The sequence below is a fragment of the Pseudomonas caspiana genome (assembly GCF_040224095.2).
In the GTDB taxonomy this organism is placed as follows: Bacteria; Pseudomonadota; Gammaproteobacteria; order Pseudomonadales; family Pseudomonadaceae; genus Aquipseudomonas; species Aquipseudomonas caspiana.
Window position 1 is genome coordinate 5,500,117 of record NZ_CP167995.1, and the last position, 22,115, is coordinate 5,522,231.

At 57.9% G+C, this 22,115-nt stretch carries 20 protein-coding genes; 16 read left to right on the top strand and 4 right to left on the bottom strand.

The window, feature by feature from the left end; translation table 11 throughout:
• Window positions 1–244 precede the first annotated feature (244 nt).
• The 4 genes from ABRP31_RS24800 to selO all read left to right on the top strand — a co-directional run bounded on the left by ABRP31_RS24800 (window position 245) and on the right by selO (window position 9,247).
• A complete protein-coding gene (locus ABRP31_RS24800; protein ID WP_349972235.1) occupies window positions 245–2,047 on the top strand; it encodes an acyl-CoA dehydrogenase in 1,803 nt (600 codons plus the stop codon).
• A gap of 238 nt (window positions 2,048–2,285) precedes the next feature.
• A complete protein-coding gene (locus tag ABRP31_RS24805; RefSeq protein WP_349972233.1) occupies window positions 2,286–4,028 on the top strand; it encodes a potassium/proton antiporter in 1,743 nt (580 codons plus the stop codon).
• 35 nt (window positions 4,029–4,063) lie between these two features.
• Window positions 4,064–7,441 (top strand): mechanosensitive channel MscK, encoded by a 3,378-nt coding sequence (mscK, locus tag ABRP31_RS24810; protein ID WP_349972247.1) that lies wholly within the window; start codon window positions 4,064–4,066, stop codon window positions 7,439–7,441.
• A 342-nt stretch (window positions 7,442–7,783) separates the two neighbouring features.
• Window positions 7,784–9,247: a protein adenylyltransferase SelO gene (gene selO / locus ABRP31_RS24815; protein WP_349972231.1), complete on the top strand. Its 1,464-nt coding sequence runs from the start codon at window positions 7,784–7,786 to the stop codon at window positions 9,245–9,247.
• On the opposite strand, the gene ABRP31_RS24820 is transcribed toward selO, so the two are convergent.
• From ABRP31_RS24820 to ABRP31_RS24830, 3 genes are all read right to left on the bottom strand, one after another.
• Window positions 9,186–10,085, bottom strand: coding sequence for a hypothetical protein (locus ABRP31_RS24820; protein ID WP_349972229.1), 900 nt, complete (start codon window positions 10,083–10,085; stop codon window positions 9,186–9,188). The genes selO and ABRP31_RS24820 overlap by 62 nt on opposite strands.
• Window positions 10,086–10,180: 95 nt before the next feature.
• Complete coding sequence (locus tag ABRP31_RS24825) at window positions 10,181–10,615, bottom strand: hypothetical protein (RefSeq protein ID WP_349972227.1); 435 nt, start codon at window positions 10,613–10,615, stop codon at window positions 10,181–10,183.
• A 294-nt stretch (window positions 10,616–10,909) separates the two neighbouring features.
• Entirely contained in the window at window positions 10,910–11,605 is a 696-nt protein-coding gene (locus ABRP31_RS24830) for an amino acid racemase (RefSeq protein WP_349972226.1), read from the bottom strand.
• 119 nt (window positions 11,606–11,724) lie between these two features.
• Between ABRP31_RS24830 and trxC the strand changes: the two genes are divergently transcribed.
• Window positions 11,725–12,159 carry a thioredoxin TrxC gene (gene trxC / locus ABRP31_RS24835; protein ID WP_349972224.1) on the top strand — a complete coding sequence of 145 codons (435 nt, stop codon included), beginning with the start codon at window positions 11,725–11,727 and terminating at the stop codon, window positions 12,157–12,159.
• A gap of 134 nt (window positions 12,160–12,293) precedes the next feature.
• Complete coding sequence (locus ABRP31_RS24840; RefSeq protein ID WP_349972223.1) at window positions 12,294–12,692, top strand: PAAR domain-containing protein; 399 nt, start codon at window positions 12,294–12,296, stop codon at window positions 12,690–12,692.
• Window positions 12,693–12,824: 132 nt separating this feature from the next.
• Here the strand turns inward: ABRP31_RS24840 and ABRP31_RS24845 are convergent, their stop codons facing one another.
• The gene (locus ABRP31_RS24845; protein ID WP_349972222.1) at window positions 12,825–13,598 is read right to left on the bottom strand and encodes a ParA family protein; all 774 of its coding nucleotides are present in this window, start codon (window positions 13,596–13,598) and stop codon (window positions 12,825–12,827) included.
• Between the two features lie 275 nt (window positions 13,599–13,873).
• On the opposite strand from ABRP31_RS24845, the gene ABRP31_RS24850 reads away from it, so the two are divergent.
• The 10 genes from ABRP31_RS24850 (at window position 13,874) to ABRP31_RS24895 (ending at window position 22,089) form a co-directional block, all read left to right on the top strand.
• On the top strand, window positions 13,874–14,596 hold the full coding sequence (locus tag ABRP31_RS24850) for a beta-ketoacyl synthase chain length factor (RefSeq protein ID WP_349972220.1): 723 nt from the start codon (window positions 13,874–13,876) through the stop codon (window positions 14,594–14,596).
• Window positions 14,572–15,384 (top strand): lysophospholipid acyltransferase family protein, encoded by an 813-nt coding sequence (locus ABRP31_RS24855; protein WP_349972246.1) that lies wholly within the window; start codon window positions 14,572–14,574, stop codon window positions 15,382–15,384. The genes ABRP31_RS24850 and ABRP31_RS24855 overlap by 25 nt, the downstream gene beginning before the upstream one ends.
• Window positions 15,359–15,619, top strand: a complete 261-nt coding sequence (locus ABRP31_RS24860) for a phosphopantetheine-binding protein (RefSeq protein ID WP_087271221.1) — start codon at window positions 15,359–15,361, stop codon at window positions 15,617–15,619. The genes ABRP31_RS24855 and ABRP31_RS24860 overlap by 26 nt, the downstream gene beginning before the upstream one ends.
• 9 nt (window positions 15,620–15,628) lie before the next feature.
• Window positions 15,629–15,883, top strand: a complete 255-nt coding sequence (locus ABRP31_RS24865; RefSeq protein WP_087271218.1) for an acyl carrier protein — start codon at window positions 15,629–15,631, stop codon at window positions 15,881–15,883.
• The gene (locus ABRP31_RS24870; RefSeq protein WP_349972219.1) at window positions 15,880–16,425 is read left to right on the top strand and encodes a hypothetical protein; all 546 of its coding nucleotides are present in this window, start codon (window positions 15,880–15,882) and stop codon (window positions 16,423–16,425) included. The genes ABRP31_RS24865 and ABRP31_RS24870 overlap by 4 nt, the downstream gene beginning before the upstream one ends.
• 10 nt (window positions 16,426–16,435) lie before the next feature.
• A complete protein-coding gene (locus tag ABRP31_RS24875) occupies window positions 16,436–18,124 on the top strand; it encodes an AMP-binding protein (protein ID WP_349972217.1) in 1,689 nt (562 codons plus the stop codon).
• A 248-nt stretch (window positions 18,125–18,372) separates the two neighbouring features.
• Window positions 18,373–19,107, top strand: a complete 735-nt coding sequence (locus tag ABRP31_RS24880; RefSeq protein WP_349972215.1) for a glycosyltransferase family 2 protein — start codon at window positions 18,373–18,375, stop codon at window positions 19,105–19,107.
• 106 nt (window positions 19,108–19,213) lie between these two features.
• Window positions 19,214–20,146: a glycosyl transferase gene (locus tag ABRP31_RS24885; RefSeq protein ID WP_349972214.1), complete on the top strand. Its 933-nt coding sequence runs from the start codon at window positions 19,214–19,216 to the stop codon at window positions 20,144–20,146.
• Entirely contained in the window at window positions 20,127–21,674 is a 1,548-nt protein-coding gene (locus ABRP31_RS24890; RefSeq protein ID WP_349972212.1) for an aromatic amino acid ammonia-lyase, read from the top strand. Before ABRP31_RS24885 ends, ABRP31_RS24890 begins: the two co-directional genes overlap by 20 nt.
• Complete coding sequence (locus ABRP31_RS24895) at window positions 21,664–22,089, top strand: thioesterase family protein (RefSeq protein ID WP_087271201.1); 426 nt, start codon at window positions 21,664–21,666, stop codon at window positions 22,087–22,089. The genes ABRP31_RS24890 and ABRP31_RS24895 overlap by 11 nt, the downstream gene beginning before the upstream one ends.
• Window positions 22,090–22,115 lie beyond the last annotated feature (26 nt).

Genomic DNA, 22,115 nt, shown 5'->3' on the forward strand with positions numbered 1-22,115 from the left:
GGGCCTGTTCTCTAACGCCTTTTTACGTATCACAGGCTGCGCCGATCAATGTTAAACGCTGATCGGATTCAGCAGCCTGGTTTGGGCTCCTTTATAAATGACCAGCAAGATCACTTCTGTCTGCCGTCAGCGGCCAATCCAGGTTCATACGGTCATGCCCCCACCATCACCCAAATTAATCATCCTGTGCAGCCCAAGAACCCGCGCCTAGACTCAACCCACTTCAATAAACAGGTACAGGGTCATGTCCGAGTCGCTGCTCAGTTCGCGCAATCTGGCTTTTGAGCTTTACGAAGTGCTGGACGCCGAAACGCTGACACGGCGTGAGCGGTTTGCCGAGCACAATCGCGAGACGTTCGATGCGGCGATTGGCACGGCCCGTACCATCGCCGAGAGGTACTTCGCCCCGCACAACCGCAAGGCCGATGAAAACGAGCCGCGCTATGAAAACGGTGAGGCGATCCTGATTCCCGAGGTCAAACCTGCCGTCGATGCATTTCTGGAAGCGGGCTTTCTAAACGCCGCACGCAGTTTCGAGGACGGTGGCATGCAGTTGCCGACGCTCTTGTCACAAGCGTGCTTTGCCCATTTTCAAGCCGCAAACGCAGGCTCTACCGCTTACCCATTCCTGACCATGGGCGCTGCCAACCTCATCGAAAGCTTTGGCAGCGATGAGCAAAAACGACGCTTCCTGCAGCCGATGATTGAGGGGCGCTTCTTCGGCACCATGGCCTTGACCGAACCTCACGCCGGTTCATCACTCTCGGACATTCGCACCCGCGCTGAGCCTCACGAGGACGGCAGCTATCGCTTACGCGGCAACAAGATCTTTATCTCCGGTGGCGATCATCAGCTCTCGGAAAACATCGTGCACATGGTGCTTGCCAAGCTGCCGAATGCGCCAGCCGGAGTGAAGGGCATTTCACTGTTTATCGTGCCCAAGTTTATGGTCAACGAAGATGGCAGCCTAGGCCCGCGTAATGACGTGATTCTGGCCGGGTTGTTCCACAAAATGGGCTGGCGTGGCACCACCTCGACTGCGCTTAACTTCGGTGATAACGGACAATGCGTTGGCTATTTAGTAGGCAAGCCGCATCAAGGCCTGAACTGCATGTTTCAGATGATGAACGAGGCACGCATCGGTGTTGGCATGGGCGCGGTGATGCTCGGTTACGCGGGCTATCTGTACTCGCTGGATTACGCGCGCGAGCGGCCTCAAGGTCGATTGCCCGACAGTAAAAATCCGGAAAGCGCGCCAGTGCCGATCATCCAGCACGCCGACGTGAAACGCATGCTGCTGACCCAAAAAGCTTACGTGGAAGGCGCATTCGATCTTGGGTTGTATGCGGCTCGACTGTTCGATGACACCACCACCGGAGAAACCGACGAGGCGCGCCAGCAGGCCCAACAGTTGCTGGATTTGCTCACACCTATCGTCAAAGCCTGGCCATCGGAGTTCTGCCTGAAGGCTAACGAGCTTGCGATCCAGATTCTCGGCGGCCATGGCTACACCCGGGAGTATCCGGTGGAACAGTATTACCGCGACAACCGTCTGAACCCGATCCATGAGGGCACCAACGGCATTCAGTCGCTGGATCTGCTGGGGCGCAAGCTCGCGCAGAATGGCGGCGCTGGCCTTAAACAATTGCTGCGCCTGATCGCAGCCACCGGCCAGCGCGCCCAAGCGCATGAAACGCTGACTGAGCTGCGCCAGCCACTGGAGCAACTGGTGACTCGCCTGCAAGCCGTGACGCTAGGATTGTTGGGCGATCTGGCGCAGGGCAAGGTCAATTCCACCTTGGCCAACTCAGCGCTGTATCTGAAGGTCTTCGGCCACACCGTGATCGGCTGGCGCTGGCTGGAGCAGGCGATCCACGCTGAACGCGGACTGAGCGAAGGCAACCCCGCAGACCGCGACTTCTATCAAGGCAAACTGCAAGCCGCCCGCTACTTCCTGACTTGGGAAGTACCGGGCTGCCATCACGATCTGGCAATTCTCGAAGCCCGTGATGACACCTGCCTGAGCATGCAGGAAAACTGGTTTTAAACGATCAACGTGCCAGACCGTAAAGGTAGGAACCGATCACCCAGCGTCGCCGCGCATTGCTCGTGAGCGATGGGTTCGTGCAGTTCTCATCGGCTATAAACACCTCTGTTCAGCCAATCAACAGCAATGCTTTGACAGCCAACCAATTCAACAGGTTAGAATCGGTTGGCACGGTGACTGCATGGTCATTACGTGCCCCTTCTTTTTTTGATCGACTTTTCTGCATGGAGTAATGCCCTTGGATGCCACGACCATCAACAGCCTGTTCTTGATCGGCGCGTTGCTGGTGGGTGCAAGCATTCTGGTCAGTTCGCTCTCCTCGCGACTGGGCATCCCGATTCTGGTGATCATCCTGGCGGTCGGCATGGTCGCGGGTGTGGACGGCGGCGGGATTATTTTCGACAACTACGCCACCGCCTATCTGGTGGGTAACCTCGCACTTGCAGTGATTTTGCTCGACGGCGGCCTGCGTACGCGGGTTTCCAGTTTCCGGGTAGCGTTGTGGCCCGCGCTGTCGCTGGCAACCGTCGGGGTGCTGATTACGACGGCTCTGACAGGCATGGTCGCCGCCTGGCTGTTTAATCTGAACATGATTCAAGGACTGCTGATCGGCGCCATTGTGGGCTCAACCGACGCCGCCGCCGTGTTCTCGTTGCTGGGTGGCAAAGGCCTGAATGAGCGGGTGACCGCCAGCCTGGAAATCGAATCCGGCAGTAACGACCCCATGGCGGTGTTTCTCACCGTAACCCTGATCGGTATGCTCGCCAACGGCCAGACCAATCTGGAATGGAGCTTGTTGGCCCATCTGGTTCGCGAATTCGGTATCGGCGGCGTGATTGGTCTGGGCGGTGGCTGGCTCATGTTGCAACTGGTCAACCGCATCAATCTGGCTGCCGGGCTGTACCCGATTCTCGTTATTTCTGGCGGTTTGGCGGTGTTTGCCCTGACCAACGCCATCCACGGTAGCGGTTTTCTGGCGGTTTACCTGTGTGGTCTGGTGATGGGCAACCGTCCGATCCGCAGCCGACACGGTATTTTGCATATGCTTGACGGCATGGCGTGGCTGGCGCAGATCGGTATGTTTCTGGTGCTCGGTCTGCTGGTCACGCCGCATGACCTGCTACCGATTGCGATCCCGGCACTGGGTCTGGCCCTGTGGATGATTCTGGTCGCACGCCCGCTTTCGGTACTGGTGGGACTGCTGCCGTTCAAAGCCTTCCACGGACGTGAAAAAGCGTTCATTGCCTGGGTGGGTTTGCGCGGTGCAGTACCGATCATTCTGGCGGTGTTCCCACTGATGGCCAACCTGCCTAATGCGCAGCTGTACTTCAACCTTGCGTTCTTCATCGTGCTCGTCTCGCTGCTGGTGCAAGGTACTAGCCTGCCTTGGGTGGCCAAGCTGCTCAAAGTAACCGTTCCGCCAGAACCTGCACCGATTTCACGGGCGCCGCTGGAAGTGCACGTCACCAGCGAATGGGAGCTGTTCGTCTATCGCCTCGGTGCGGAGAAGTGGTGCATCGGTGCTGCACTGCGCGAACTGAAAATGCCCGAAGGAACACGTATCGCGGCGTTGTTCCGTGGTCAGCAACTGCTCCACCCATCGGGTAGTACGACGCTGGAAGTGGGCGACCTGCTGTGTGTCATCGGCCACGAACATGACCTGCCGGCGCTGGGCAAACTGTTCAGTCAGGCTCCGCAACGCGGTCTGGATCTGCGTTTTTTTGGCGACTTCGTACTGGAAGGCGACGCCCAACTGAGCGCCGTCGCCGCGCTGTATGGCCTGAAACTGGACGGCCAGGACGGCAACATGCCGCTGAGCCAGTTCATCGTGCAGAAGAATCGCGGCGAGCCAGTTGTCGGCGACCAGATTGAATGGAATGGAACTATTTGGACAGTTGCGGTTATGGAGGGGAACAAGATCCTCAAAGTCGGCGTCAGATTCCCGGAAGGAAGCAACCCGGGCCCTGGGTTGTTCCTCTAAACTGCCCTTCTATTCGATCAGCTCGACCGGTGTCTATGTTGCCCCTGCGTACTTTTTTTGCTGCCATTGTATTCGGCCTTTGCCTGTCTTCTTTCCCGGTGCTGGCTGCTGATCCGCCCACCCGTGACGCCGTGCAGCAAAGCCTCGACAAAATTGCCGACCGCAAACTGCCGGACGCCGACCAGAAAGCCCTGCAGCAAGTGCTTGAACAGACGCTGGGGTTTATCGATAGCAAAAGTGACAACGAGAAAAAACTCGCGGCACTCAAGCAGCAATTGAACGATGCCCAGAAGCAGATCAGTGAAAACCAGCGAGAACTGACTCGCCTGAAGGGCAGCAGGATCATCCCTGTCGCCCAGCGTTACGGCAGCCTTGATGTGCCGCAACTGGAAAACATGCTCAGCGAGCGCAGCACCCAACAAGGCGAATTGCAAAAAGCCTTGAGCGATGCCAGCAGCATGGTCATCACCGCGCAGACCCGTCCCGAACGGGCTCAGGCTGAAATCAGTAATAACCAGAACCGTATCCAGCAAATCAACGCCACGCTCAAGCTGGGTAAAGACAACGGTAAAAACCTCAGCCCCGAACAACGCAATCAGCTCAACGCCGAACTGGCGTCGATCAATGCCTTGAACACGTTGCGCCGTCAGGAACTGGCGGGCAACAGTCAGTTGCAGGATCTGGGCAACAGCCAGCATGACTTGCTTGTGGAAAAGGTCAGCCGCCAGGAGCAGGAAATCCAGGAGCTGCAAACCCTGATCAACGACAAGCGCCGCGCGCAGTCGCAGCAAACGGTCACGCAGCTGTCTCTGGAAGCGCAAAAAGCCGGGAGCAGCAGCCTCCTGGCGACCGAAAGCGCGGCCAACCTCAAGCTTTCCGACTATTTGTTGCGCGGCACCGACCGTCTGAACGAGCTGACTCAGCAGAACCTCAAGACCAAGCAGCAGTTAGACAACCTGACCCAGACGGATCAGGCGCTGGACGAGCAGATCAACGTGCTGCGTGGCAGCCTGTTGCTGTCCAAGATTCTCTACAAGCAAAAGCAGTCGTTGCCGCACCTGCAACTGGACAAAGGCCTGGCCGACGAGATTGCCGACATCCGCCTGTACCAGTTCGAGGTCAATCAGCAACGTGAAGCGATGAGCAGCCCGGTGGCCTACGTTGAAAAGCTGTTGGCCACGCAACAGCCAGCGGACATCACGCCGCAATTGCGCAAGACCTTGCTGGATCTGGCGGTGACCCGAAGCGATCTGCTGGAGCGTCTGAACCGCGAACTCAGTTCGTTGCTCAACGAATCCATCACCTTGCAGCTCAACCAGAAGCAATTGGTGAGCACGGCCATGAGCCTGCGTTCGACGCTGGATGAGCAGATGTTCTGGATTCCCAGCAACAAGCCGCTCGATGTGGAGTGGTTCCAGGGCATCTGGCCGCGCCTGCAAAAACAGGTGGCGACATTGCCAGTGGCGTCCAGCGTCAGCGAGCTGAGCGACGGCCTGACCCAGCGACCGTTGCTGTTCCTGCCGCTGCTGCTATTGATTGGCGTGCTGACCTGGAAGCGCAAAGCGCTCTACGACAAACTCAACAAGCTTCATGCCGACATCGGCCACTTCAAACGTGATAGCCAGTTGCAAACGCCCTTGGCGATTCTGATCAATATCCTGCTGGCGATGCCGGTGGCTCTGGCGCTTGCCTTGTGCGGCTACGCCTTGCAGATCGACGCTCGCGGGCAAAATGCCAATCTGGGCGAGGCGCTGCTGCAAATCGCTCTGGCATGGCTTGTGTTCTATACCGCCTATCGAATTCTGGCACCGGGCGGCGTGGCTCAGCTGCACTTCCGCTGGGAAAAGGCACAGGTCGAATTCCTTCAAGGCTGGATACGCAAGCTGGGGCTGGTCGTGCTGGCGCTGGTCGCCGTTGTAGCGGTGGCCGAGCATCAACCCGCTGCGCTGGCTGATGATGTACTGGGCATTGGCGTAGTTCTGACCTGCTACGCACTGATGGCCTTGCTGCTGTGCCGCCTGCTGCTGATCAGCCCGAGCAACCACAACGCCTCACTGTTCCGAAAAACCATGGGCCTGGCGTTCACAGCGCTGCCGATCGCGCTATTTGTCGCGGTGTGCTTCGGCTACTACTATACCGCCCTGAAACTCAGCGATCGCCTGATCGACACCTTGTATCTGATGATGCTCTGGCTGGTGATCGAGGCGACCTTCGTCCGCGGCCTGAGTGTTGCCGCACGACGCTTGGCCTATCAGCGAGCCTTGGCTAAACGTCAGGCGGCCAAAGAGGCAGGCGACGGAGATGCGGTGGTTGAAGAGCCAACGCTCGACATCGAACAGGTCAACCAACAATCGCTGCGTCTGATTCGTCTGGCGCTGCTGGCAGGATTCGTGGCTGCGCTGTACTGGGTGTGGTCGGACCTGATCACCGTATTCTCGTATCTGGACAACATCACCCTGTACGAATACACCAGCGGTACCGGCGCCACCATGAGCATGGTACCGATCAGCCTCGGCGACATGATTGGCGCACTGGTGATTATCGGCATCACCTTTGTGCTGGCGGGTAACCTGCCCGGCTTGCTTGAAGTGCTGGTGTTGTCACGTCTGAGTCTGGCTCAAGGCAGTGCTTACGCGACGACTACATTGCTGTCTTATGCCATCGCCGGTATCGGCTTCGTGTCTACGTTGTCTGCGCTGGGTGTGAGCTGGGACAAGCTGCAATGGCTGGTGGCGGCGCTGTCGGTCGGCCTGGGTTTCGGCATGCAGGAGATCTTCGCCAACTTCATCTCGGGCATCATGATCTTGTTTGAACGCCCGGTGCGGATTGGCGATACGATCACCATCGGCAACCTGTCGGGTACGGTAAGCAAGATCCGTATCCGTGCGACGACCATCACTGACTTTGACCGCAAGGACATCATTGTCCCGAACAAGACGTTCATTACCGGTCAATTGATCAACTGGTCGCTGACCGACACCATTACCCGAGTGACCCTCAAGCTTGGCGTGGACTACGGCTCCGATCTGGATCTGGTTCGCACGCTGCTGCTCAAGGCCGCACGGGATAACCCGCGAGTGCTCAAGGACCCGGAGCCGATCGTCTACTTCCTGAATTTCGGCGAAAGCACTCTGGACCATGAGTTGCGCATGCACGTACGCGACCTCGGCGACCGTAACCCGGTGCTCGACGAGATCAACCGCTTCATCAATAAAGAATTCAAGAAGCAGCACATCAACATCTCGTTCCGGCAAATGGAGGTCTACCTCAAGAACCTGCATGGCCAGGAATACAAACTGGTGCCGACGGACGAAGAACCAAAACCGAGCGGGCCGCTCAAGCTGGAATCTGCGGAGCCGGTCAAACCCGCGCCAAAAGACCAGCCCGAGCCGCCTGAGTTGCGGTTGGATTAAAGCCGTTTACAGAACCCTGGAAAAGCTGCCGAAGGCTGCGAAGCATTCATCCTGACACGCCAGCCGTCGGCAGCTGTTATCAAATAACATGCAACCACCTGATCTGGAATTCTTTCTGTAGGAGCGCACGAGCACCGCGAGCCCGCGATGGCGGTCTGTCTGATACACCGCTATCGCGGCCTCGCGGTGCTCGTGCGCTCCTACAGGTTTGATGTTTTCCGCGAGACAGCGCGGCGCGAAGGACCATCAGATGAACCTGCAGGTCCCCTATACCCACCCCACCAACTGGACGCATCCAGACCAACCCAGCAGAATGCTCGGACATTCTGCTGGAGAAGGCCTGTGAAAGCCCTCGACGAACTGACCTTCGACAATCGCTTTGCCCGCCTGGGCGATGCGTTCTCCACCTCGGTATTACCCGAACCGCTTGCCGAGCCGCGTCTGGTAGTGGCCAGCGATGCAGCGCTGGCCCTGCTCGATCTCGATCCCGCGCAAGCCGAACTGCCATTGTTCGCGGAAATTTTCAGCGGCCATAAACTCTGGGCTGACGCCGATCCACGGGCGATGGTTTATTCGGGCCACCAATTTGGCTCCTACAATCCGCGCCTGGGCGATGGCCGTGGGTTGTTGCTTGGCGAGGTTTATAACGAGGCGGGCGAGCACTGGGACCTGCATTTGAAAGGCGCCGGGCAAACGCCCTACTCCCGAATGGGTGACGGGCGCGCCGTGTTGCGCTCCTCGATCCGCGAGTTTCTGGCTTCCGAAGCGCTGTTTGCGCTGGGCATACCCAGCAGTCGCGCGGGCTGCGTCATCGGCTCAAGTACACCCGTGTGGCGCGAAAAGCAGGAGCGAGGCGCGATGGTCCTGCGCCTGGCGCAAAGCCATGTACGCTTTGGCAGCTTCGAATATTTCTACTACACCAAGCAGCCTGAGAAGCTGAAGGAATTGGGCGAGCACTTACTCGCGATGCATTTCCCGCAGTGCCTGGAGCAGCCGGAACCGTACCTGGCGATGTTCAAGGAGATCGTCGAGCGTAACGCCGAGCTGATCGCCAAGTGGCAGGCTTATGGCTTCTGCCACGGGGTGATGAACACCGACAACATGTCGATTCTGGGCATCACCTTCGATTTTGGGCCGTTCGCGTTTCTTGATGATTTCGATCAGAACTTCATCTGCAACCACTCGGATCATGAAGGCCGCTACGCCTTCAGCAATCAGGTGCCCATTGCCCAGTGGAACCTCAGCGCCCTGGCTCAGGCATTGACGCCCTTCATCAGTGTCGAGGCCTTGCGCGAGACCATCGGCCTGTTCCTGCCGCTCTATGAAGCCCATTATCAAGACCTGATGCGCCGTCGCTTGGGCCTGACCAGCGCCGAAGACGATGACGGAGAGTTGATCAGCGGATTGCTCAAACTGATGCAGAACAGTGGTGTGGATTACACCCTGTTCTTCCGTCGCCTCGGCGACGCCCCGGCCGCTGAAGCACTGCATGTGCTACGTGATGATTTCGTCGACATCAAAGGCTTCGACAGCTGGGCCGAACGCTATCTGGCGCGGATAAGCCGTGAAGACAACGGCACCGATCAGCAACGCCAGACGCGCATGCACGCGGTCAACCCGCTGTACATCCTGCGTAACTACCTGGCACAACAAGCCATCGATGCCGCCGAGAACGGCGACTACGAAGAAGTCCGCCGTCTGCACAAAGTCCTCAGCGATCCGTTCAACGAGCAACCGGGCATGGCTAGCTACGCCCAGCGGCCGCCGGAGTGGGGGAAGCACTTGGAGATAAGTTGCTCGTCGTAAGGTTGGAGGCCTGGTTTGTGTTTACAGCCATAGAGGGCGTGCCGTTGAGGTCCTCGTCCAGCATTCCAGGCTTTTTCTTGTCCCCGGGAAATCCATAACGGGCGAGAAACTCGAAAAGCGACAACAACTCGAAGTCGCTTTTTTTATCTGAAAAGTTTGGATCGCTGGCTTCTTTTATTTCTCGCTCTAAACGGCTCTCATAAATATCAGGATATTGAGCCTGTTCGATGGGCTCAAGCGTCCGATAATGAGCCAGCACCTCGGTCAGAAACATAGGCGTTCTGCCGTTATTGGCCGCCGATTCCAGGCGCTCCGGGCCCCATAAAGCGTGATTCCATTTGCCTTCAATTTCACAAACCTCACTACACGCCGCACTTCTTTCATCCATCGTGTACGGCCCTTCTTCGTCATAGACAATCAGGTTCAACTGCTCCCTGGAAAGCCCGGCAAAAGGATTTGTAGCACCCACGTGGCCATGAGCATAACGAGCGACATATTCAGCGGCTTGCCGGGCCCTCGTCAACAACTCAGGGTCGGTAGTGTCAGGTAGCTCAATTTTGTAATCGGCCCTGTCCAATCGCCAGTTACTTTCAGCCATTCGGCTCATGATACGACTGGCCTCGGCCCCCAACTGCCGGCGATCCATTGTCTTGTCTCTATGCTCAGCACGTACCGCACTCTCTGCGAGCTGTCGAGAAAGCGTCGACAATGTTGCATTTGCGGGTGATGCGTCACCCCTTATTGATTCTTTTTCCTGAACAGGTACTGATGCGACATCACTGGCCTGTTTGGCAGAGTTGATATGAATACCGGAGCCAATGGAAACAGCATTAATCATGACCTAACCTCCAAGCGATAAGATACAACCACCAACCGTGTAGCCACAGGACTGAATAACAGCCCTGTGACCGGACATCACGCAGACGTGATTTTTTATCTCATGGTGAATTCCGCAGCCCAGTCATGATTGGAGTAGTTGACCGCGGTAATTTTAACTTCACAGCGCGCGCCCCCACTTTCCTCAACGCTTTTATTCCACTTTGGCGCGCCGTTACGGCCAGGGAGCTTCAAATAGCTGGTTTTAAACCTGCAAACCTTCCGCCCAATCTTGTATTGAAAAATGACCGACGTTACATCAGCGGTAGGTCCTTTGACGTTAAAGACTGTTGAGGAACGCGTCCCCACACGAGCAGGTGGCTTTGGATCAGCGTGAGCGTAGGTATACGCACTGATACTCACCGGATCATAATCGGCATCAAATTCAGAGTTATTCTTGAACGTCACTGTAGCCTCAGGCCCTGCAAGAGCAACACCTGATGTAGCAGCGACAGAAAGCGACGCGAGCGCCAAAGCGCTAATCAATTTCATTAGTTAATTTCCTTTTATCAATTATTAAAACTTGAGAAAAGGTAATCACCAAATGAAAGAACCCACAACTATCCGAACGGATAGTTAATGGATAGCGCCACGCAATCACTGGACAATCAGACCAACAAAAATATCAAATTTCCGAATATTCTTTATTTATTGTAAGAATTATCTTACGCACACCATATATAGCTACCACTCAAGCAGAAACACCAATCACCAGACGTTATTCCTAACAATAAATAAATCCCGGAACTGGAATGCATTTCGGTAGGCGCTAACGAGTGTTGGTTCTTACAGTTCAAGCAACCATCGCAACCCCATCGCCACATGCTGCTCGGTGCTGTCGATCAACGGCAACGGACTTTTAACGCCATCAAGCAGCAAGCCGATTTCGGTACAGCCCAGAATCGCCGCCTGCGCACCCTGATCGCGAAGTTGTTCAAGCACTTTCAGGTAGTAGTCCCGAGCCGGTTGGTTGAATTGGCCCAGGCACAATTCGGCAAAGATCACGCGGTCGATTTCGGCCATGGCTTGAGCGTCAGGCAGCAGGCATTCAATCCCAAAGCGCTCGGCAAGACGGCTGCGATAGAAGTCTTCCTGCATGGTGAAGCGCGTGCCCAGCAGTGCAGCACGTGACACGCCGCGGGCTTGCAGTGTCTGGCCGACGGCATCGCCGATATGCAGCAGGGGGATATTCACCGCAGCTTCGATGGCTGGAGCAACTTTGTGCATGGTATTCGTAGCCAGCAGCAGCGCGCCCGCTCCGGCTCGTTGCAAGCTGTGCGCGACCTGGGCCAGTTGCTCACCCGCAACGTCCCACTCACCTGACTTCTGCAACGTAGCGATACCAGCGAAGTCGACTGAATGCAGAAGAATAGGCGCCGAATGCAGGCCGCCCAGCGCATCACGAACACCCTCATTAAGACATTTGTAATAAGTGGCTGTGGATTCCCAGCTCATTCCGCCTATAACTCCGAGGGTTTTCATGCTTTGCTCCGTCGCTGAACCATTGAAATCAGCCTAAGGGCATTCCCCCGTCACAACCAGCTACAGCCAGACGAGAACCGAGCAGTACAATCTGCCAGTCATTAGATTTTGGAGGCATCATGTCCGACCCCATGCTGATCCCCTGCCCGCACTGCAACGGCCTTAACCGCATCCCGAGCGAGCGCCTCGGCGACCACCCCAAATGTGGCCGCTGCAAACAGCAGGTCTTGCTGAGCACGCCGTTCAATCTGACCCAGGGCGATTACGCCAGCCAGATCAAAGGTGATTTGCCACTGCTGGTGGATGTCTGGGCTGAATGGTGTGGGCCGTGCAAATCCTTTGCCCCTGTCTTCGAACAAGCTGCCAGCGAACTGACCGGGCGCTGCCGGTTGGCCAAGCTGGACAGCGAAGCCAACCAGCAGCTATCTGGACAGTTGGGTATTCGTTCGATACCCAGCCTGATTCTGTTCCGCAATGGTCAGGAAGTCGCCCGTCAAAGTGGCGCATTCCCGTTGCAGCAGTTGCTGGCGTGGTTAAAAAGCCAAGGCATCTGACCGGTCCAAGGGAAAGCAGCGAACTCGCTTTGCTGATTTTTCCGTAGGGCATTTCCGAAACTGCGATTTGCCGCTGCCGATTGCGCGATTCGGACCTAGGATTCAGGTCCGACTCGCTTAACGGAAGCACACCTATGCCTTATGTAGTCAGGGAAGACGATCCAACCACTACCGGTGGTTTTGTATTGAGTGCTTCGGCAATACAGCGCCTGGACGAGCGCAAACTGGCGCGCATGGGCGATCCTGTGTGGTGCCCGGCTTGTGGAACAGTCGGTTACATCGCTCAGGGCAACCCGACTTTTGTTGATGAATACATCGCCGTCGCGACCCATGGGCATCACGTGCGGTGTGAATGCGAGCCCGGCAGCCATCAATTGATAGCGACTCAGCAGACCCTGGCTGCCGACATGGATGCCGCTATTGATATCCCGAAGGGCCTGGCCAAACGCGCAAGGCTTGTGGTGGACAAGATGAGTGCGGCGGTTAAAGACGGAGCGCAGCCTCGTGACCTGCGCACAGGCAGCAAAAACTGAGGGTCAAGGCGAAACATATTTTTGTAGGAACTGCCGAAGGCTGCGATAGCGCTCAGTCTGAAACTCCGCTTCGCGACCATCGTGACCTCCGATGACTCCTACAGGTCATGATTGCCACAGCATCACTTAACTCTACGCATTGGTCTCCAGCAAATGATGCAGCTCCACAAACTGCTGAGTCAGTTTGTGGCGTGGCTCGAGATAGATCAGCGGTTTACTGGCCTGATGTGATTCACGCATCTTCACCGAAGCATTCAGGTACACGGGCAAAACCGGCAAGCCCTCGGCAATCAACTCATCAAGAATCTGCTGGGGCAGGCTGGCCCGTGGCTGGAACTGGTTGACGATAATTCCTTCAACCTGCAGCTCTTCGTTGTGATCCTCACGAAGCTCTTCCACTTCCTTGATAAGACCGTACAGCGCCTGACGGGAAAAACTGTCGCAGTCAAAAGGGATTAAAACGCGATCCGCTGCGATCAGTGCCGAAACAGCATAGAAGTTAAGCGCTGGTGGGGTGTCCAGGTAGATCCGGTCGTAGTCCTCATCCAGCTCGTCCAGCAGTTTCCTGAGTTTGTTGATCTTGTGCTTGGCTTCAAGCTTGGGCTGCAAGTCGGCCAGTTCCGGGGTCGCGGTCACAACATGCAGGTTGTCGAACGGTGTTTCGTAGATATCCACCTGATTTTTTTTCGCGAAGGGCCCCGACGACAGGGTCTGCTTGAAGAAATCCGCGATCCCCATAGGAATATCATCACCCGTCAACCCGGTGAGGTATTGGGTCGAATTCGCTTGGGCATCAAGATCGATCAAGAGCGTCCGATACCCTTCGTGAGCACTGACCGCGGCCAGGTTACAGGCGATGCTGGACTTGCCAACGCCCCCCTTCTGATTGAAAACCACCCGACGCATGAGTTGACCTCCTTGGTGCCTGGATTGAGTACAGGGAATTAGTGGATGGCTGGAGTCTATGCAATGCACGTGACAACGGCGAGCGGTTCAGCCATCGACTCGACAGCATCCGACAATGAAAGTGGCAAATTTCGACATATTTGTTCTTTACAAATTGCTACTCATCATCCTCATCGGGATAATGCCCGACGTTTGAGCAAAAATTGCACGATCAGGGCAGATTGCCAGCTCTATAGCAGTAAGCAGTAGCCCGCAGGGGCGGGAAGATAAATCCATTGATCACCTTCAACATCGCACAATGGCGCGCCTGGGCACCGGGGTTGACTAGCGTCGGCGACTGGCAGCAGTGGAGTCAGCACCCAACGCCTTTGCAGAGCAGCGATGAAGCGCCGGATGTTTCGTTCCTGCCCGCCATGCAACGTCGACGCCTCGGTCGTCTGGCGCGCATGGCATTCGCCGTAGGCTGGCCACTGGCCGAGGGCCACGAGCGTTTGCCACTGGTGTTTGTCTCGCGCCACGGTGAAACACCGCGCACGTTCGAGATCCTGCGTGACGTAGCCGCCGACCAGCCTCTGTCACCGACACAGTTCAGCCTGTCCGTGCACAACGCAGTCATCGGTCTGTGGTCGATCATGCGCGGTGAAACCAGCGAAATGACAGCCTTGGCTGCCGCGGGTGATGGCCTGGAACATGGCGCTTTTGAAGCTGCGGCGCTGCTGGCCGAAGGCGCCTCCGCGGTGCTCTTGATCGTCACCGAAGAACAACCGCCCCACGCTTACTCGGACTGGATAGACGACGTGCCCTTTCCCTACGCCGTTGGCTTGCTGCTGACACCAGGAACGGACTGGCAGCTGTCCTTGCAACCCGCCGGCGAAGAGAAACTGCCGTGCAGCCAATGGCCGCACGCCTTGAACCTGCTGCAAGCACTCAACACTGAACGCACCACATGCCGACACACCTGGAAGAACCGGTTATGGAACTGGCAACGCAACCACTGAAAAAGCGTCAGGACGCCTACTACTGGCGCTTGTTCGCAACTGCGATGTGCTTTGCCTTGTTCGGGCTGGGTGGGCTGTGCCTGCGTTTGCTGTTTTTTCCGCTGCTGCGCTGCCTGCCGGGTGATCAGGGCAAAAAACGCCAGCGGGCCAGAAGAACCATCAGTCGTCTGTTCTGGGTGTTTATTCAGCGCATGGCTCGCAACGGTGTCCTGACCTACGAAATAGAGGGCGCAGAACGCCTGGGTCGCCCCGGACAGATGATCATCGCCAACCATCCTTCGCTGATTGATGTGGTGTTTCTCATCGGTCTGGTGCGCGACGCCAATTGCGTGGTCAAACACAGCCTCTGGGAAAACCCCTTTACCTGCGGCCCGGTGCGCTCCACCGGCTACATCAGCAACGACGGCAGCGCCGAGATGCTCGACAACGCCGCCGACGCTTTGCGCGAAGGCCAGACCCTGATTGTTTTCCCGGAGGGCACACGCACCCGGCCCGGTTGCGCACCTGAGTTTCATCGCGGCGCAGCGGCAATTGCCTTGCGTGGTGCCTCAGTGATCACTCCGGTCGTCATTCAGGTCAGCCCGACGACGCTGACCAAGGCCGAACCCTGGTATCGCATCCCGTTGCGTCGCGTGCATTTCAGTTTGCGCGTAGGTGCCGATATAGATCCACACGCCTTTGCTGCGCTTGGCCCGGCGCCTGTTGCGTCGCGCAAGCTCAACGATCACTTGCATCACTATTTCATCCGGGAGCTCGCCTTAGATGAGCGATCTACATCAAGACATTAAACAGCTGATCATCGATGCCCTGGGCCTCGAAGACATCAGCACCCATGACATTGGCAACGACCAGATCCTCTTCGGTGAAGGGCTGGGTCTTGACTCCGTCGATGCGCTGGAACTGGGCCTTGCCATTCAGAAGCGTTATGGCATCAAGATCGATGCGGACGCCAAAGATACCCGTGATCATTTCACTAGCGTCGACAGCCTTGCGGCTTTTGTCAGCGCGCGACAAGCGGCCTGAGGATTTGACATGCAAACCCGTGAAGACATCTTCGAAATCCTGCGCGATGCGCTGGTTGAGCTGTTCGAACTTGAGCCTGAGCGAGTCACTCTGCAAGCCAATCTTTATCAGGATCTGGAAATTGACAGCATTGACGCCGTGGACCTGATCGACCACATCAAACGCAAGACCGGCACCAAAATCGCTGCCGAAGAATTCAAGGCGGTACGCACCGTCAATGACGTCGTCGAGGCGGTTTACCGTCTGGCCAACAACGCCGAATGAAACGGCTGATTGGCCTGGGTCTGTTGCTGGCAGGCGTGCTTTACCCGTTCGCGGTTTACTACGGCACCGAACACTTCGCACCCTGGCAGTTCGCCCTGCTGTTGGGTGTCTTGTGGCTAGGACGAGCACTGACCGCAGGCCGACGGCCCGCCACGCTGATTACCGCACTGATCGCCATTGTCTTCTGCCTGTTGCTGGGCCTGCTGGGCAGCCCGCAATTGCTACGTTGGTACCCGGTGCTGATCAGTGCTTCGATGTTGAGCCTGTTTGGCATGAGCCTGATTTATGGGCCGCCGATCGTCGAGCGCCTGGCGCGCCTGACCGACCCGCAACTGCCGGAAAAAGCCATTCGCTACACCCGTAAGGTGACGGTCGTGTGGTGCTGGTTTTTTCTCGCCAACGGGCTGACGGCAGCCGGCTTGACGCTGTGGGCTCCACTGTCCTGGTGGGCGTTGTACACCGGGCTTGTTTCATACGGATTGATGGGCCTGCTGTTTGCAGGCGAATGGCTGATCCGCCGCCGAGTCAGAGGCGCGGCATGAAATGGAATGCATGAACCGGATGGTTGTTGACTGGATAAAACCCGAGCGTCTGTTGCTCGCCCCGCAGCCAGCCCGCGAGCTGACGCAGGGCCTGAACCACGCACAATTCTGCGAGCAGACGTTGAGCGTCGCGGCGGGCCTTCAGGCCCGAGGCATCAAGCGCCTGGCCCTGCATCTTGAAGATGCGGGCGAACTGGCGGTTGCGCTGTTTGCAGCCTGGCGCGCGGGCGTCAGCGTGTTGCTACCCGCCGACCTGCAAGCGCAGACCCGCGAGCGCTGGTCCGGGCATGTGGATGCCTGGCTGACGGACCTGCCCGGCGATCGCAAGCTGCATGAACTGCACGCCGAACCGATGCCGTCCGAACTGCTGGATCTGGATCAATGCCGCCTGAGCCTGTGTACGTCCGGCTCCAGCGGTGAACCCAAGCTGATTGAGAAACGCCTGCGTCAACTGGCCAATGAAGTCGATGCACTGGAGCAACTCTGGGGCGCAGAGCTGGACACGGCCTGCATCATCGGCAGCGTGGCGACTCAGCATATCTATGGCTTGCTGTTCCGCGTGTTGTGGCCATTGAGCGCAGGTCGCTGCTTTGTCCGTAAACAACTGCCTTTCCCCGAAGACTTACAGCGCACCAGTCGCGAGTTCGCGAATTTCGCCTGGGTAGCCAGCCCCGCACTGCTCAAGCGTATGGGCGACAACCTCGACTGGCCAAGCCTGGGTAAAGTACGTCGGGTATTTTCCTCCGGTGGCGCACTGCCTGCTGACGCAGCCGCCAGCCTTCACCAGCGCTTGGGCCAATGGCCGACTGAGATCCTTGGCAGCTCGGAAACCGGTGGCATCGCCTGGCGTCAAGGTCAGGACCTGTGGCAAGCCTTCGCTGGCGTGGAGCTGGGTCAGGACGCCGACGGCGCCCTGCGTATCAGTTCGAGCTACATGCCGCCGGGCCACGTCGAGCAAACTGCGGACGCAGTTCGCATGACCGATGACGGCCGCTTTGAATTGATCGGCCGACTGGATCGCATCGTCAAGCTCGAAGAAAAACGCATTTCCCTGCCGCTACTGGAGCAAGCACTGGTCAGCCATGAATGGGTCAGTGAAGCGCGTCTTGGCGTGGTGCAGGAAAATCGGGCCTCGCTCGGCGCACTGGTAGTGCTGAGCGACGCGGGTTTGCATGCCTTGCGCAATCAAGGACGACGTAATCTGACGCAAACCCTGCGCCAGCACTTGAGCGGTCATTGCGAAGCCATTGCCCTGCCCCGCCGCTGGCGCATGCTGCGACAGCTACCGTTGAATGCACAAGGCAAGCTGCCCCAGGCTGAGGTTCAAGCCCTATTGATGGCATCCCGCGGACTCGATCCGGAAGTGCTGGAGCAGCAGAACATTGATGGCGAGTGGCATCTGCAATTGAGTGTGCCGCCGGATCTGGCGTACTTCAGCGGACACTTTCCGAAGGTCCCGGTGTTACCGGGCGTGGTTCAGGTGAACTGGGCAATGGCATTGGGTCAGCGCTTGCTGGACGTGCCGCCGAAATTTGCCGGGATGGAAGTCCTCAAGTTTCAGCAACTGGTCCGCCCCGGTGACCAGATCAGCCTGAACCTGCGGTTCGACACAGAACGCAGCAAACTCTACTTCGCCTTCCGCAACGGCGACGCAGCGTGCTCCAGTGGCCGGATATTGCTGGAGGTGGGAGATGTTTGACCCGAAGCTCCATGCTGCATCTTCCCTGCCGCTGCATGATCGCGCGGCAAACATCAGTTCTGTAGGAGCTCACGAGCATCGCGAGGCAGCGAAAGCGGTGTGCCAGCCGAGCCGCCATCGCTGCCTCGCGATGCTCGTAAGCTCCTACAGGACATTCATTCTCTGCCATGAACTCGATTCCAGCCTCAGCGCATTCGCTCCCACACAGTCTCCAGCGCACTCGATAACCCGGGAACAGGTACCTACGCATGCATAACCCCTGCGCCATCATCCCGGTGTTCGACCATGAGCTGGCGGTACCTGCGGTGCTTGAAGCGGTGCTAGCGGCCGGTTTGCCGTGTGTCCTGGTAGACGACGCCAGCAGCCCGGCTTGCGCTGCAGTGCTGCGCGAACTGGCGCAACGCGACAACGTTTATCTGGTCACGCTGCCCGTCAATCAAGGTAAAGGCGGCGCGGTCATGGCGGGTTTCCGTGAGGCTCAGCGCCTGGGTTTCAGCCATGCCCTGCAAGTGGATGCTGACGGTCAGCACAATCTCGCTGATCTCGGCATTTTCCTCGAAACGTCACGCCAACAACCCAACGCGCTGATCTGCGGTTATCCGCAATACGATGCCAGCGTTCCCAAAGGCCGGTTGTATGCCCGCTACCTCACGCATTTCTGGGTATGGGTCAACAGCCTGTCCTTGCAGATCAAGGATTCGATGTGCGGTTTCAGGGTTTACCCGCTGGCGCCCGTCCTGCACCTGATCAATACCGTACAAGTGGGCAAGCGGATGGATTTCGACTCGGAAATCCTCGTGCGCCTGTCGTGGCTCAATCAGCCAATGATCTGGCTGCCGACCAAAGTGCATTACCCGCAGGACGGCCTGTCGCATTTCCGGATGTTCCACGACAACGCATTGATCTCGAAAATGCACACCAAGCTGTTCTTCGGCATGTTGGGGCGTTTCCCGTTGATCCTCTGGCGACGGTGGTTGCCGTGATCGGTTTGCTGGCAGGAAATGCAGGAGCTCACGAGCAAGCGTTCGCCCTGACACACCGCCATCGCGGCCTCGCGCTGCTCGTGCGCTTCTACAGGGGGACGCAACGATGAGCGATAAGCACTGGGCCAAACACGAAGAACGCGGCAGTTTCATGCTGATGAAACTCACCGCATGGGGCGTACGCCATCTGGGTCGTCGGGTGCTGAGCCCGGTGCTGCACGGCATCGTGCTGTATTTCTTCCTGTTCGGCCGTCAGGCGCGCAAGAGTGCCTGGGAATACCAACGACGCTTGTCCGAGTGGAGCGCCAGACCAGAGCTGATGCCAACCCACAAACGGGTGTTCGGCCAGTTCATGGCCTTTGCTGATTCGTTGCTCGACAAGCTCGACGTCTGGAACGGCAAGCTGCGCCTGGAGCAGATCGAAATCGTTGACCCGGCCCTGTTGCGCACTCAGTTGCGTGGCGAACGCGGCCAGATGCTGGTGGGCGCGCATCTGGGCAATCTCGAAGTCTGCCGCGCGCTGGCCGAACTGGGCGAAAAAGTCACCATGAACGTGCTGGTCCATACACGGCACGCCGAGCGCTTCAACCGTCTTTTGGGTGAAGCAGGCGCGACCAATCTGCGTCTGATTCAGGTCAGCGAGCTGGACCCGTCGGTCATGCTGCAACTGAGCCAGCGTCTGGATGAAGGCGAGTGGCTGGCCATCGCCGGTGACCGAGTGGCCCTTCATGGCGGGCGCAATGCGCGGGTCGACTTCCTGGGTGCCAAGGCTGCGTTCCCCCAGGGCCCGTGGCTGCTGGCCGGATTATTAAAATGCCCGATCAATCTGATTTTCTGCCTCAAGCGCCCAAGCGGTTATCAAGTGACGCTTGAGCCTTTCGCCAATGCCGTCGAGTGGAGGCGCAGCGACCGGCAACAAGTCATTGCCGATCACGCTCAGCGCTATGCCGACCGCCTCGCCCACTACAGCCTGCAAGCCCCGCAGCAGTGGTTCAATTTCTACCCTTTCTGGAAGTCCGATGACGAATCAAGTTCCTGAGCCGGTCACCTTCGGCGAGCGTGCGTTGCAGATCGAAGACGTGCTGGCCCTGGCCAATCGCCAAGTGCCGACCGCTCTGCAAAGCGACAGCGCCTACCGTCAGCGCATCGCCAAAGGCGCGCAGTTCCTCGATTCGCTGCTGGACAAGGAAGGCGTGATTTACGGCGTGACTACCGGTTACGGTGATTCCTGCGTGGTGGCTGTACCGCTGCAGCATGTGGAAGCCTTGCCACGTCACCTGTACACGTTTCACGGTTGTGGGCTGGGCAAACTGCTCGATGCCCAAGCCACTCGTGCGGTACTGGCGGCGCGTTTGCAGTCGTTGTGCCACGGCGTTTCCGGGGTTCGCATTGAGCTGCTGGAGCGGCTGCAGGCGTTTCTTGATCAGGAAGTATTGCCGCTGATTCCGGAAGAAGGTTCGGTGGGTGCCAGCGGCGATCTGACGCCGCTGTCTTACGTCGCGGCGACCTTGTCCGGCGAGCGCGAAGTCATGTTCCGCGGCGAACGCCGTCAGTCCAGCGACGTGCATCGCGAGCTGGGCTGGGACCCGTTGGTGTTGCGCCCCAAAGAGGCCCTGGCCTTGATGAACGGCACAGCGGTGATGACCGGTCTGGCGTGCCTGGCCTTTGCCCGCGCTGATTACCTGCTGCAACTGGCAACGCGTATCACCGCGATGAACGTCGTTGCGCTGCAAGGCAACCCTGAGCATTTCGACGAACGCCTGTTTGCTGCCAAGCCTCATCCGGGCCAGATGCAAGTCGCGGCCTGGTTGCGCAAGGATCTGGCCATCGACGCACCAACCGCGCCACTGCATCGTTTGCAGGATCGCTACTCGCTACGTTGCGCCCCGCATGTGCTGGGCGTACTGGCTGACAGCCTGAACTGGCTGCGTTCGTTCATCGAAATTGAATTGAACAGCGCCAACGACAACCCGATCATCGACGCCGAAGCCGAACGCGTGCTGCACGGCGGGCATTTCTACGGCGGCCACATTGCGTTCGCCATGGACAGCCTGAAAAACCTCGTCGCCAACGTCGCCGATCTGCTTGATCGCCAGCTCGCGCTGCTGGTAGATGAACGCTACAACCACGGGTTGCCGAGCAATTTGTCCGGCGCGCCAGCGGACCGGGCGATGATCAACCATGGCTTCAAGGCCGTGCAGATCGGCACCAGCGCCTGGACCGCCGAAGCCTTGAAGAACACCATGCCAGCCAGCGTGTTCTCGCGTTCTACCGAGTGCCACAATCAGGACAAAGTCAGCATGGGCACCATCGCCGCCCGGGACGCCATTCGCGTGCTGGAGCTGACCGAGCAAGTGGCAGCCGCCACATTGATCGCCGCGAATCAGGGCGTCTGGCTGCGCAGTAAGGCCGCTGATGCGCGCCCTCTACCGCCAGCGCTGGCAGCCATGCACGAACAACTGGCCGCTGATTTCCCGCCGGTGATCGAAGACCGTGCGCTGGAAGGTGAACTGCGTCTGTGCCTGCAGCGCATCGCTGATCGCCACTGGAGGTTGCATGCGCAGTAAAGGCGTAATCGATGTCGACACCGAAATTCTGGTGCCCTTTTTTGACGTCGACTCGATGAACATCGTTTGGCACGGCCATTACATCAAGTACCTGGAAGTCGCCCGCTGCGCCTTGCTGGACCACATCGGCCACAACTACACGCAGATGCTCGAATCCGGTTACGGCTGGCCGGTGATAGACATCCAGTTGCGCTACGTGCGCGGCGCGGTATTCGGCCAACGGCTGATCGTGCGCGCCAGCCTTGTGGAGTGGGAGAACCGCTTGAAGATTAATTACCTGATCACCGATGCCGAGACCGGCGAACGCATGACCCGCGCCAGCTCGATTCAGGTGGCAGTGGCCATCGAAACCCGCGAAATGCAGCTGGCGTCGCCGAAAGCCTTCACTGATGCGGTTGAGAGGGTGTTGCCATGAATCTCTGTATCGAAACAGGTCTCAAC